Origin of the sequence: Actinomadura macra NBRC 14102 (genome assembly GCF_001552215.1) — a bacterium.
Classification (GTDB): Bacteria; Actinomycetota; Actinomycetes; order Streptosporangiales; family Streptosporangiaceae; genus Spirillospora; species Spirillospora macra.
Map to the genome: position 1 here is coordinate 20,110 of NZ_BCQT01000004.1, position 12,477 is coordinate 32,586.

Annotated in this window: 7 protein-coding genes; 5 read left to right on the forward strand and 2 right to left on the reverse strand. The window is 71.1% G+C overall.

What is annotated here, in order from left to right; all coding sequences use genetic code 11:
- Positions 1 to 4: 4 nt before the first annotated feature.
- The gene (locus tag AMA02S_RS04910; RefSeq protein WP_067452306.1) at positions 5 to 1,597 is read right to left on the reverse strand and encodes an MBL fold metallo-hydrolase; all 1,593 of its coding nucleotides are present in this window, start codon (positions 1,595 to 1,597) and stop codon (positions 5 to 7) included.
- A gap of 366 nt (positions 1,598 to 1,963) precedes the next feature.
- Here AMA02S_RS04910 and AMA02S_RS04915 point away from each other — a divergent pair, with 366 nt between their 5' ends.
- The 3 genes from AMA02S_RS04915 (at position 1,964) to AMA02S_RS04925 (ending at position 3,820) form a co-directional block, all read left to right on the forward strand.
- Positions 1,964 to 2,176 (forward strand): MbtH family protein, encoded by a 213-nt coding sequence (locus AMA02S_RS04915; protein WP_067452309.1) that lies wholly within the window; start codon positions 1,964 to 1,966, stop codon positions 2,174 to 2,176.
- Between the two features lie 114 nt (positions 2,177 to 2,290).
- On the forward strand, positions 2,291 to 3,262 hold the full coding sequence (locus tag AMA02S_RS04920; protein ID WP_218004853.1) for a TauD/TfdA family dioxygenase: 972 nt from the start codon (positions 2,291 to 2,293) through the stop codon (positions 3,260 to 3,262).
- A 72-nt stretch (positions 3,263 to 3,334) separates the two neighbouring features.
- Positions 3,335 to 3,820, forward strand: a complete 486-nt coding sequence (locus tag AMA02S_RS04925; RefSeq protein WP_157430392.1) for a hypothetical protein — start codon at positions 3,335 to 3,337, stop codon at positions 3,818 to 3,820.
- A gap of 219 nt (positions 3,821 to 4,039) precedes the next feature.
- On the opposite strand, the gene AMA02S_RS04930 is transcribed toward AMA02S_RS04925, so the two are convergent.
- The gene (locus AMA02S_RS04930; protein ID WP_067452314.1) at positions 4,040 to 10,516 is read right to left on the reverse strand and encodes a non-ribosomal peptide synthetase; all 6,477 of its coding nucleotides are present in this window, start codon (positions 10,514 to 10,516) and stop codon (positions 4,040 to 4,042) included.
- Between the two features lie 280 nt (positions 10,517 to 10,796).
- Here AMA02S_RS04930 and AMA02S_RS04935 point away from each other — a divergent pair, with 280 nt between their 5' ends.
- Together AMA02S_RS04935 and AMA02S_RS04940 are read left to right on the forward strand one after the other, a co-directional pair.
- A complete protein-coding gene (locus tag AMA02S_RS04935) occupies positions 10,797 to 12,101 on the forward strand; it encodes a cytochrome P450 (RefSeq protein WP_067452317.1) in 1,305 nt (434 codons plus the stop codon).
- A 32-nt stretch (positions 12,102 to 12,133) separates the two neighbouring features.
- A complete protein-coding gene (locus AMA02S_RS04940; protein ID WP_067452320.1) occupies positions 12,134 to 12,415 on the forward strand; it encodes an acyl carrier protein in 282 nt (93 codons plus the stop codon).
- Positions 12,416 to 12,477: the final 62 nt, after the last annotated feature.

The following is a 12,477-nucleotide window of genomic DNA, read 5'->3' on the forward strand; positions in this document are numbered from 1 at the left end:
CTCTCTACCAGCGCCACTCACGCTTGTTGAACAGGTGCTCCGCGGCGATGTCGTGGTCCTTGCACCAGGTGAGGAACTCTTCGATCTGCTTGATCTGGAAGGTGTCGGGCGTGTAAGTGGTCGCCATGACGTGACCCTGCCAGCTCTCCTCGCCCATCGCGTACACGTACGCCTGGTCGGTGCCGAGCTCGGTCATGATGGCCGCGGCCTGCTCGGCGTTCGAACCGGACAGCTTGCGCGAGTCGCTCATCTTCTTGGTCACCGGACGGGTCAGCAGCCCCTGGTAAAGCCAGGTCAGGGGCGCGCCGTCGCACTCCATGCCCAGGAAGGCCATGTCCACGTCGCCAAGGTAGGAGCGGATGTACTGGTACAGCACCGGGTCGATGCCGGAGGAGTCCGCGCCGATGAACACCGACTGCCCGGCGAGCTGCACCACATAGGTGGACTTGGCGCGGATGTCAAGGTCGGAGTGCTCGCCGAGGAACGGCGTGGCGACGACCCGGCCACCGCCCGGCAGGGCGAGCTCGTCGAAGTCGTTGACCTCGATCACCGTGAAGCCCATGGCCTTGAGGTAGAGGCCGATGGACGGGTCGCACAGGTTGCCGCGCGACGACCGGGGGACGACGACCGCGTCGGTGCGGGCGCGCAGTTGCAGCAGGGTCTCCAGCACGATGTGATCCTGGTGGCCGTGGGTGATCAGCACCAGGTCGATGTGGTCGGGCAGGTCGTCAAGGGTGTAGCGGTCGCCGTGCCGGTTGTCGGTACTGATGAACGGGTCCACCACGACGGCGGCCTCGGGGCTCTGCAGCACCAGGCAGGCGTGCCCGAAGTAGCGGATCCGTCCGCCGCCCTCGATGTGCCGGTCCGGGGAGACGCTGGGCTCGGTGGTGAGCAGCCGGTCCAGCCACGCCGCCTGCGCGTCGTCGAGTTCCAGCGCCTCCCGCAGGCGGGCCGTGGTCGTGCCCTCGATGCGCGCGGTGAACAGCTCGTCCAGCCCTGGGTGGCGGAACGGTATCGGCAGATCCAAGACGTCCGGTGAGGGGAGGCGGGGAGTGCTGAGGATGAACGGGCGCTCCACCCCGTCGTCCAGGGACAGCTGGACGGATTGGCGGCGCTCGTCGTACACGGGGCTGTGGTACAGAAGCGGCTCGATGAAGTGCAGCGACGCCTGGTTGCCGGTGTCGTAGGCCAGTTCCACCAGACCGTTCAGCGCCGACGGCAACTTCGGGTAGAGGGGGGTGAGGTCGAATCCGGTGGCGTTCTGGCGGAGGAGCTCGTCGGCCGCGGCCACGGCGGCGGCGAAGGCCAGCATGTCAGCGCGGTCGCGTTTGATGGAGTCGAGCAGGTCGCCGACCTCGGTGGCGCGTTCCTGCTCGACGCCGACGAAGTAGCCGCCGCGCAGCGCCGGGTTGGTGCTGGCGGAGATGTGCACCTGCGGGGAGTGGAGATACGACTCCAGCAGCGGCACCTGGACGTTCGCCAGGTTCATGGCGGCCTGGGCGGGCGCGACGATGTGCATCCAGGCGTAGAATTTGTCGACCAGCGGTTCGATGATCGCATTCGAGCGCAGAAAAACCCGCTCATGGCTATCGGGCATTTGTTTCCTCTCTCTCGATATCGTGCTGCGGCACCGCCGTTGTGCCGAGCGCCGCGGGTTCGTTCTGCGCAGGCGTTCTGGCATGCCTGATATGCCCACTCTGTGCGTGCCTACAAGGCATCACAATGCCGGGCGACGCGTCAACGCGGGGACATGCGGAGGTGTGCGACTGAAGCGGTCGCGCACTTGAACACCGGCCGGCCGAACGCGCCCATCCGACGCTGCGACGCACCGGTCGACCATTGTCTTGACCGGTCGCGTCGCCCGGGTCACAGTGGATTCGCCTCTGACCGCGGCGGTGCCCAGAGCGCCTGATTGCCGTCCAGCTGTGCCTTGCCCTTATCGCCGACAAGTAAGGACAGTCCGGTGCCAAATCCGTTCGAGGATCCCGACGCCAGCTATCTGGTCCTGGTCAACGACGAGAATCAGCATTCACTCTGGCCCGTCTTCGTGGACGTGCCCGACGGTTGGAACACCGTGTTCGGGGAGGCGTCGCGGAACGAGTGCCTCGAATACATCGAGAAGTCCTGGACCGACATGCGGCCCAAGAGCCTGATCGAGGCCATGGAAGGAAAATAGCGGCGAACACCTCGGTGGTGGTGTTTCCAGGCCGACGGCCCTCCCGGCCGTCGGCCTGGTTCACTGTCCGCGCGCAGCCGCTCGTGCTGGGAAACGAAGCGGGATTGGGAGGACATGATGGATGTCGTCGAGTCCGGCCGCGCCTGGCGGCCGCACGAGATCACCAGCGACGCGGCCGGTACGCCGGACCTCGCCGACTGGCTCGACGCCCTGGGCGCCGAAGGGCTGGCCGACCTGCTCACCGAACGCAGAGCACTGGTGTTCCGGGGCTTCGGCGTCACCCCGGAGGGCATCATGCCGGTGCTCGACCGGCTGGTACCCGACCGGCTGCCGTACGTGCACGGCAACTCGCCGCGCACCCGGGTACGCAGCAATCTCTACACCTCGACCGAGTACCCGCAGGAATACACGATCTCGATGCACAACGAACTCAGCTACGCCCATCGGTGGCCGACCCGGCTCACCTTCTACTGCGAGAAGGCGGCGGAGCGCGGCGGCGCGACATCGGTGCTCGACGGCGCGTTGTGGCTCGATTCGCTCGACACCGAGATCCGCGAGGCGTTCGCCGGGGGAATCCGCTACATACAGAATCTGCATGACGGGTTCGGGTTCGGCAAGAGCTGGCAGGAGACATTCGAGACCGAGGACCGAGGACCGGTCGAGGCGTTTCTCCGGGAGTCCCGGGCTGAATGGGAATGGGGCCCGGACGGACTGCGTGTCAGCCAGCTCCGTCCCGCCACGACCCGGCATCCCGTCACCGGCGCCGAGGTCTGGTTCAACCAGGCCGATCAATGGCATCCGGCGGGCCTCGGCGACAAGACCTCCGCGGATCTCTACCAGATCCTCTCGCCCGAGGAGTTCCCCCAGTACGTGACATTCGCCGATGGTTCCGCGATCCCGGACGAATATGTCGAGCAGATCCGCGACCGGGGGCTGGAGAGCGCTTGTGACGTCGACTGGCAGAACGGCGATGTGCTGCTCATCGACAATGTCCTGGTCGCGCATGGCCGGCGCCCGTTCGAAGGGACCCGCCGAGTACTGGTGGCAATGTCGGATGTCGCCGCGGGCGAGTCCGCCGGCGTGTAGGCGGGGCGTGTAAGGCGATGGTTAACGTTGGTGGTCACCGTGAGGGAACCTCATGGCCGCCATCCTGAATGTATGAAGACCCTTTCACTTGCCGCGGTGGCACTGGCCGCCGTCACCACGTTCGGGTTGACCGGGTGCGGCAGCGACCAACCCAGTGGGTCGCCGACCGCAGGGAGTAAGACGCCACCGAAGGACGTACAAGACCAGATGGTCAAGTACGCCCAATGCCTCCAGCAGCACGGCCTGCGCGGCAAGCTTCCGCCACGCCAGTCGGGGGACAACGTCAAGGCGACCGGGCCCGCGGACCCCAAGGTGCAGGCGGCCCAGGCGGCGTGCGCGCACCTCGTCCCGAAGATCGAGGGCGAGGACAAGGTGCCCGCAGCCGAGCAGGACCACGCCCTGAAGATGGCCGAGTGCCTGCGCAAGCAGGGCATCGCTGCCAAGGACCCCGCGACCGGCACGTCGGACATCGGTCTTGAGCAGGGCGCCTCCGTCGACGAGCAGAAGCTCGTGCAGGCGTACACGACCTGCAACAAGGAAGTCCCCGCATCGAAGTGACCGCCAGGCGGAGCGACCGCCTGGCGGACCGGGCGGGACGGCGCATCAGACGCGACGGCGGAACGCCATGCCCGCCCGATCATGCGATGGTCCCCGCATCCATCGCATGATCGGGCGGAGTCACCGCCGCGGCCGGCCGGAGTCACCACCACGGCCGGCCGGGCGCCCCGGAACCGGCGCGCCCGGAATCATCGAAGACACGTCATCGGAGTCCGTGTGCTACCGCATCGGCCGCAGCAGGGGCCTCGCCTCCCGCCCGCCATCGGCGCGGCTCGCCAGCCAGGCCGCGAGAGCGGCCGGGGTGGGCTTGTCGAACAGCTCGTGAATCGGCAGTTCCTCGCCCATGACCACCCGCACCCGGCTGACGAGCCGGGTCGCCAGCAGCGAATGCCCGCCGAGAAGGAAGAAGTCGTCCTCGACACCGACCGCGGGCAGACCGAGGATCTCCGCGAACGCCCCGCACAGGGCCCTCTCCCGCTCGCTGGACGGCTCTGGGCCCGCGCCCGCCGCGGCACGCTCCGGGGCCGGCAGCGCGGCACGGTCGACCTTGCCGTTGGCGGTCAGGGGCAGCGCGCCGAGCGGCACGATCGCGGCCGGCACCAGATGGGCCGGCAGGCCCTCCTCGGCGTACCGGCGTACCGACACCACCAGCTCGGCCAGTTCGGCCGGTCCGGCGTCGGCGACGCCCCGTCCGGCCGGGACGACGTAGCCGACCAGCCGCCGGTCACCGGGCACGTCCTCGCGGACGACGACCACCGCCTGCGCCACGGCGGGATGCCCGACGAGCGTCGCCCGGACCTCGCCCGGCTCCACCCGGAATCCGCGGATCTTGACCTGTTCGTCGGCGCGGCCGCGGTACTCCAGGTCGCCGCCGGCGTGCCGGCGCGCCCGGTCCCCCGTCCGGTACATCCGCGCGCCGGGCGCGAACGGGCAGGCGACGAACCGTTCGGCCGTCATGCCGGGGCGCCGCACATAGCCGCGCGCCAGCTGGGCTCCGGCCACGTACAACTCCCCCTCGATGCCGACGGGCACCGGACGCAGAGCGTCGTCGAGGACGTAGGCGGCCGTGTTGGCGACGGGCGTTCCGATCGGCACCGTCCCGCCGTCCACGACCTTGGCGTCCAGGCGTCCCGTCACGACGCCGATGGTGGCCTCCGTCGGGCCGTAGTGGTTGAACACCGGCAGGTCCCCGGCGGCGTCGAGCAGTCGCCCGGTCCAGTCGCCGTCGGCGGCCTCACCGCCCAGCACCAGGGCCCGTCTGGGCAACAGCCAGCTCAGGTCGCCCGAGGCGCCGAGCGCGGCGAGATGCGAGGGCACCACCTTCACGAAGTCGATCCGGTGCCGGGCGAGGTAGCCGGCGACCGCGACGGGATCGGCCACCGCCCGCGCGTCCAGCACGTGCAGCGTCCCGCCGGTGGTCAGGCTGGCGAACACCACCGTGTTCCCGAGGTCGGTCACCGCGGGCTGCAGCAGCGCGTACTGTCCCCCCGGGGCACCGAATCCCACCTTCGGCGGGACGTGGACCACGTAGTTGGCGAGGTTGCCGTGGGTGACCGCGACGCCCTTCGGCAACCCAGTGGAGCCGGAGGTGTAGATGACGTAGGCGAGCCGGCCGGGATCCGCCTCGACCTGCGGAGCCGTCGCGGGCTGCGTGCCGAGTGTCGCGGCGACGATCGGATCGTCCACCGTGACCATGCGGATCCGCCCGGTCGCCGGCATCTCCTCCAGCGCCTCGGCGGTGCCGACGACCACCATGGCCCGGCTGTCGGCGAGCATGTAGGCGGTCCGGGCGGCGGGATAGGCCGGATCGAGCGGCAGGTAGGTCGCCCCGGCCTTCCATACGCCGAGGATCGCGGTGACCATCTCGACCCCGCGCGGCAGGCAGAGCCCCACCACGCACTCCGGTCCCGCGCCGACGCCGCGCAGGTAGTGCGCCAGACGGTTGGCGCGCGCCTCCAGTTCCCCGTAGCCGATCTCGACGTCCCCGCGGACGAGGGCGACGGCGTCGGGCGTGCGCGCCGCCTGCGCGGAGAACAGTTCGGGCACCGTCCGGTCCGGCGCCGGGGCCGTGGTCTGGTTCCAGCCGTCGAGGATCTGCCGCCGCTCGTCCGGGTCCAGGACGTCCACGGCGGCGAACGGGGTGTCCGGGGCGTCGCCGAGCGCGGTGACGAGATTGTCCAGGCAGGTGTGCAGCAGCGTGTGGATCCGCTCGGGGTCGGCGGGCGACAGCGCGTCGATCGTCACGTCGAACCGCGACTCGGTATCCCGGACGATCAGGGTCACCGGGTAGTTGTTGCGTTCGAGGGTCAGCAGCAGCCGGATGCCCGGGATGCCGCCGCCCGCCTCCTCGATGGCCCGGTCGCCGCGGCAGTTGACGATCGAGGTGAACAGGGGCCCACCGGGGGGAACGGCGCTCGCCCGCTGCGCCAGGGCGAGCGGGGCGTGCTCGTGTTCCAGCAGGTCGGCCAGCTGGCGGCGCAGCACGGTCAGCGCCGTAGCCACGCCGTGCCCGTCGACGCGCACGCGCATCGGCAGGGTGTTGAGGAACAGGCCCGGCACCCGGTCACCGCCGGCACCGGCGTTCATCCGGCCGGCGAGGACGGTCCCGAACACGACGTCGTCGCGTCCCGACAGCGCCGCGAGGACCCGCGCCCAGGCCAGGTGGAACAGGGTCGCCGAACTCACCCCGAGCGTCGCGGCGAGGTCGCGGATCCGCCTGGTCAGCCGGTCGTCGAACGGCCCGCCCGCACGGACCACCGCGGCGCCGTCTCCGTGCACGTCCAGGAGGCCGAAGGGGGCGGTGGCCTCGGTGACGTCGCCCAGCAGCCCGGCGAAGTACCGCTCGTGCTCCTCGCGCGGCATGCCGAGACGGGCCTGTGCCACGAAGTTGCGGAACGGCAGCGGCGCCGGGAGCCGCTCGCCCCGTCCCGCCAGGATCTCGCGGACCTCCTCGGTCAGCACCTGCATCGCCGCATGGTCCTGCACGATGTGGTGGATGACCAGCAGGGCCAGCCACCGTCCGGCGGCGGACTCGGTGAGGACGTGCGCCCTCATCAGCGGAGCGCGGTCGAGGGCCATCGGAGACCTGCTCGCGGCCAGCAGCTGCTCCATCGCGTCGTGGGCGGGGTCGAACGCGACATGCTCGACGGGGACCTCGACCTGCCGGGAGACCACCTGCACGGGCTCGCGGAGCCCACCGGAAACGATCGCGGTGCGGTACACGTCGTGCCGGTGCACCACCTGCCGTAACGCCTTGAGGAAGCCGTCCCGTCGCTCCCGCGAGTCGAACTCCAGCGCCGCCGCCTTCAGGTAGACGTCGGAGTCGCCCTCGGTGCGCGCCAGGTGATGGAAGAGGATGCCCTCCTGGAGAGGCGCCAGGGGATACACGTCCGCGACGTTCGCCGCGCCGCCCTCGACGCAGGCGACGATCCGTGCGATCTCGGCCTCGTCCAGGTCGACGAGCGGCAGCATGTCGGGGGTGATCTCGGACGCGCCCTCGGGGATCCGGTTGTCCGGCACCGGCACGGGTTCCGGGCCGGCGACGGCGGCGAGCCCCGCCGGTGTCGGGGTCATGAACAGAGCCCGCACCGAGACCGACACGCCGCGGGCCCGCAGGTGCGCCCCGAGGGACACCGCCACCAGCGAGTTCCCGCCGAGCGCGAAGAAGTCGTCGTCCACCCCCACCGCGTCCAGGCCGAGCACCTGCGCGAACGCCTCGCACAGGATCTCCTCCTGCACGCTCCGCGGCCCGCGGCCGGCCCCGGCGCCGCTCGTGCGGTCCGGGACGGGAAGGGCCCTGCGGTCGAGCTTGCCGTTCCCGGTCAGCGGCAGGTCGTCCAGGACGACGAGCGCGGCGGGGAGCATGTGGTCGGGCAGCCGCCGCGCCAGATGCTCCCGCACCCGTCCGGCGAGCCCGTCCTCGCCGGCTCGTTCGCGGTGTTCCCGGTCGGCGGGGACGATGTGGGCGATCAGCCGCGGCTCCCCAGAGGCCTCCTCCTGGACGACGACTGCGGCCTGCGCCACCTCCGGGTGCGCGGCGAGCGCCGCGTCGACCTCGGCGGGCTCGATCCGGAAGCCCCGGATCTTCACCTGGTCGTCCGCCCGGCCCGCGAACACCAGCCGCCCGTCCTCGCCCCAGCGGGCCAGGTCACCGGTCCGGTACATCCGCTCGCCCGAGCCGAACGGGCACGCCACGAACCGTTCGCCGGTGGGGCCGGGCCGGTTGACGTAGCCGCGCGCGAGGCCGGTGCCCGCGATGTACAGCTCGCCGGTCACCCCCACCGGTGCCGGGGTCAGCGCGCCGTCCAGGACGTAGGTCCGGGCGCCGTCGATGGGCGTGCCGATCGGGACCCGGCCCTCCTCGACGTCGCCCAGGGTCAGCCGGGTGGTCGTGACCCCGATGGTGGCCTCGGTGGGGCCGTAGTGGTTGAAGATCTCCCGGTCCCCGGCCGCCTCCAGCAGCGTGCGGACCCAGTCGGGCGAGGCCGCCTCGCCGCCGAGCACCAGCGACCGCGCGGGGAGCACACCCTCGGCGCCGGCCCGCGCCGACAGTGCCGCCAGGTGCGAGGGGACGGCCTTGACGTGCTCGATCCGGTGGCCGGTGAGGTGGGCGGTGACCGCCGCGGGGTCGAGCACGGTGTCGGGATCCAGAAGGTGCAGCTCGCCGCCGGTGGCCAGCGAGCAGAACAGCGTCGTGTTCCCGAGGTCGGTCACCTGCGGCTGGAGCAGCGCGTACCGGGAGCCGGGACCACCGAAGCCGAGCCGTCCCGGCACCGACGCCACGTAGGCGGCCAGCGAGCCGTGCGTCACGGCGACCCCCTTGGGGCTACCGGACGAGCCGGAAGTGTAGATGACATACGCCAGCCCGGCGGGATCCGCCGGCGCCGCGGGCACGGCCTCCGAGTCCGGCGGGGCCGGGTCGGCGAAGTCGTCCGGGGAGACGATCGGCACGTGCCCGGCCGTGGCCTCGTCCACCAGCCCGTCGGCCGCGACGAGCAGGACGGCGCGGCCGTCGGCGAGCATGAACGCGGTCCGCTCGGCCGGCTGCCGCGCGTCGATCGGCAGGTAGGCGGCGCCGGCACGCCAGACACCGAGGATCGCCGCGATCATCTCCGGGCCCTGCGGCAGGCAGAGCGCGACGACCGACTCGGGCCCGATCCCCGACCGGACGAGGTGCCACGCGAGCCGGTCGGCGCGGGCGGCGAGTTCGGCGTAGGACACCGTGCCGCCGTCGGCGACGAGCGCGATGCGATCGGGGGCCTCGGCCGCCCGGGTGGCGAACAGCTCCGGGACGTTCGCCGGCGGGGCGCCGGCGACGTCGTCGTTGCCGGCGTCGTTGCCGGCCCGGGTATGGTTCCAGCCGTGCACCACCCGGTGCCATTCGTCGTCGTCGAGGATCGCGGCGGCGCCGACCGGGTCGTCCGCCGCGGCGTCCGCCATCCAGTCCAGGACGCGGCGGAAACGCCGCGACAGTCCGGCGGCCGCGGACGCCTCGTGGCGGTCCCGGTTGACATCGACGTCGATCTTGACCGGCGACTCGGCCGACCGGTCGTAGACGGTGATCCGCCGGTCCTCGGTCGGCGTCAGGGCGAGGTTGCGTCCCTCCGCCGCGACACCGCCGAACACCGGGTGCGGGAAGCTCATGACGTCGACGATCAGGCCGCACAGCGGGGCGCCGCCGACGATCTTGAGATCGCGGGCGATGCTCTCGTAGCGGTAGCGCTGGTGCCGCAGGCCGGTGCCGATCGCCCTGCCGGTCCGGCGGACGACCTCCAGGACGGTCGTCTGCGGCGTGATCTGCACCCGGATCGGCATGATGTTCGCGGTCATGCCCGGGGCGCGCTGCTCCCGCCGCCCGGCCCGGCCGAACACCGAGATCCCGAGCACGATGTCGCGGGCCCCGGTCGTGCGGTGCTCGTGGACGACGGCGGCGGCGATGACCAGCACGGCGAAGCCCGTCTTCAGGCGCCGGGCGGCGGCCCGGAGCCGCGCGGAACCGTCCGGGTCGAGTCCGGCGCTGTCGCGGGCCTGCGCCCTCGATCCCGCCTGGACGCCGCGCCCGCCAAGTCCGTGCCACTCCTCCAGATCCTTCAGGGTGTCGAGCCAGAACGCCTGGTCCGCGGCGAAGTCCGGCGACTCCCGGTAGGCGCGTTCGGACTCCAGCAGCACGGAGAACGGTTCGAGCCCGTGCCCGCCGGGCTCCTCCCCCGCCACCAGCGAGGAGTACACCTCGGCGACGCGCATGGCGAGGAGGCCGGCGCCGTGCCCGTCCATGATCAGATGGTGTGCGCGGTTGTACCAGAGCAGCCGGCCCTCGCCGAGCGGCAGCACCGCGCAGGAGAACAGCGGGCCGGTCTCGGTGTCGACGGGCCGGCGCAGGTCCTCGCGCACCCACCGGTCCGCCGCCGCCCGGGGATCGGGCCGGTCGCTGACATCGATGAACTGCACGGGAAGTTCGGCATTCTCGTCGATGAACTGCCGGGGTTCCCCGTCCAGCACGCGGAAGCGTAATCGAAAAGCGTCGATGCCGGCCAGTACGTGCCGTAGCGCGCGCACGAACACATCGACGTCGACACCGCCGATCTCCAGACACTCGGCGATGTTGAGAACGGTGTCCTCCGGCGCGACCTGCTGGGCATACCAAATGCCCTGCTGAGCGGACGTCAACTCCCACGGCATGGCTTCGGTGACGGTCATCGGCCCTCAGTCCTGTCCCATGGCAAGCCCGAATGGAATCGGCACGGACCGTCCTCTCGGGTGGCTGAAATAGATCGTCATCCTCGCCACCGGCTGCACGGACGTCAACAGCGCGTCCGTGCCGCGAGCCCTGCCGGGACCGCTGTTCAACTGCTGCAACCGTGAGGTTGAACGACCCCGGCCGCGCACTGACACGTGACCTTCGCACATGGCTTTCACGGAATTCGGGACTCCGGGTACCGTCGGCCACCATCAGCCTCGACGCGAATGGATTCTGGCGATGAGCGGAACCGCCGGCGGGAACGAGGACTCGGCACCGAAGGATCGTCCTTCGTTACCGGATGAGTTTGCCGAACTAACTGATCCGAAGAATCGGGAGGACCCTTATCCCTTTCTGGACGAGCTCCGCGAGCGCTCGCCCTATGCCCCTTTCGAGGGGCTCGTCGTGGTGGCCAGGTACGCCGACTGCTCGGCGGTGCTGCGCGACCCGTCGATGAGCGCGGCCCGCGACAAGGCCACCCTCGCGCTCACCCCGCGGGGACCGCGCACGCGCAACTTCCTGCATCTCGACCCGCCGGAGCACACTCGCTACCGGCGGCTCGTGACCGGCGCGTTCGCGCGCCGGAAGGTCGCAGGCCTCGCACCGCGGATCCGCGAGTCCGCGACGGAACTGCTGGAGACCGCCGCCGCCGCGGGCTCGCTGGAGATCATCGAGGATCTCGCCAACCCGCTGCCCCTACGGCTCATCTGCGAACTGCTCGGCGTCCCGTTCGAGGACCGCGACCTCTTGCAGGACTGGTCGGCCAAGCTCTCCCAGGCGCTGGAGCCGCCGTTCGGCCAGCCGGGCGGAATGTCCAGGGAGGCGTCACGGGCGCGCGCCGGGATCGTCACCTACTTCCGGGACCTGATCGAGGAGCGTCGTGGCGAGCACCGCGACGACCTGATCACGCACCTGCTGGAGATCGAGGAGGACGGGCACCGGCTCGACGACGCCGACATCCTGGCGACGTGCGTGCTGCTGCTCAACGCGGGTCATGAAACGTCCGTCACGCTGATCGGTAACGCGATCCTGGCGCTACTGCGGCATCCCGACCAGTTCGACCGGCTGCGCGCCGATCTCGCCCTCGCGCCGGCGGCCGTCGAGGAGGTCCTGCGCTACGACACGCCCGTGCAGATGACCAGCCGGGTGGCCCGGCAGCACGGCCGGATCGGCTCCGCCGACGTCCGGCCCGGCGACACGATGGTGCTGCTGCTCGGGGCCGCCAACCGGGACCCCGAGGTGTTCCCCGACCCCGGCCGGTTCGACATCGGCCGCTCCCCCGCCGCCTCCCACCTGGCGTTCGCGGCGGGCCCGCACTTCTGTCTCGGCGCGGGGCTCGCGCGGCTGGAGCTCGCCATCGTCCTCGAACTGTTCAGCACGCTGCTCGTCCGGCCCCGGCTGCGGTCCGGCGGCCTCGCCTACAAACGCAACCTGAACCTGCGCGGACCGGCACGCCTGCTGGTCGACATCGACGGCTTCCGCTCCCCGGGCGGCGTCCACCGCGCCGAAGGCGTCCGCTCCGCCGACGACGCCCACGTCCGTTGAGTTCGCGCCAGTCCCTCTCGCGAAGGAGAGCAATGTACGACTCGGGGAGCAGCGACCTCCGCACCGAGCTCCAGGAATGGATCTGCGTCTACCTCGCCGAGGAGCTGAGGATACCGGTCGGTTCGATCGACCCGACGGAGCCCATGTCCGCCTACGGGCTGGACTCGGTCAGGGCGATCATGCTCCTCGCCGATGTCGAGGAGCGCGTGGGCTTCGAGATCGATCCGAACGCCCTGTGGGAGTTCCCCACCGTGGCCTCTTTCACTGACCTGCTGGTCGACCAGTTCACCGAGACGGCCCAGGCCGCCGGTTGACCCGGGGCGGCCGCGCAGTTCCCGAAGACCGACAGTCCCGGACAGCGACCAGCCGTTCGCCG

What these genes read in the sequence shown, in the direction of transcription:
- AMA02S_RS04910 (WP_067452306.1), bottom strand. Translation starts at nt 1,597, where the DNA reads ATGCCCGATAGCCATGAGCGGGTTTTTCTGCGCTCGAATGCGATCATC.
- AMA02S_RS04920 (WP_218004853.1), top strand. Translation starts at nt 2,291, where the DNA reads ATGATGGATGTCGTCGAGTCCGGCCGCGCCTGGCGGCCGCACGAGATC.
- AMA02S_RS04925 (WP_157430392.1), top strand. Translation starts at nt 3,335, where the DNA reads ATGAAGACCCTTTCACTTGCCGCGGTGGCACTGGCCGCCGTCACCACG.
- AMA02S_RS04930 (WP_067452314.1), bottom strand. Translation starts at nt 10,516, where the DNA reads ATGACCGTCACCGAAGCCATGCCGTGGGAGTTGACGTCCGCTCAGCAG.
- AMA02S_RS04935 (WP_067452317.1), top strand. Translation starts at nt 10,797, where the DNA reads ATGAGCGGAACCGCCGGCGGGAACGAGGACTCGGCACCGAAGGATCGT.
- AMA02S_RS04940 (WP_067452320.1), top strand. Translation starts at nt 12,134, where the DNA reads ATGTACGACTCGGGGAGCAGCGACCTCCGCACCGAGCTCCAGGAATGG.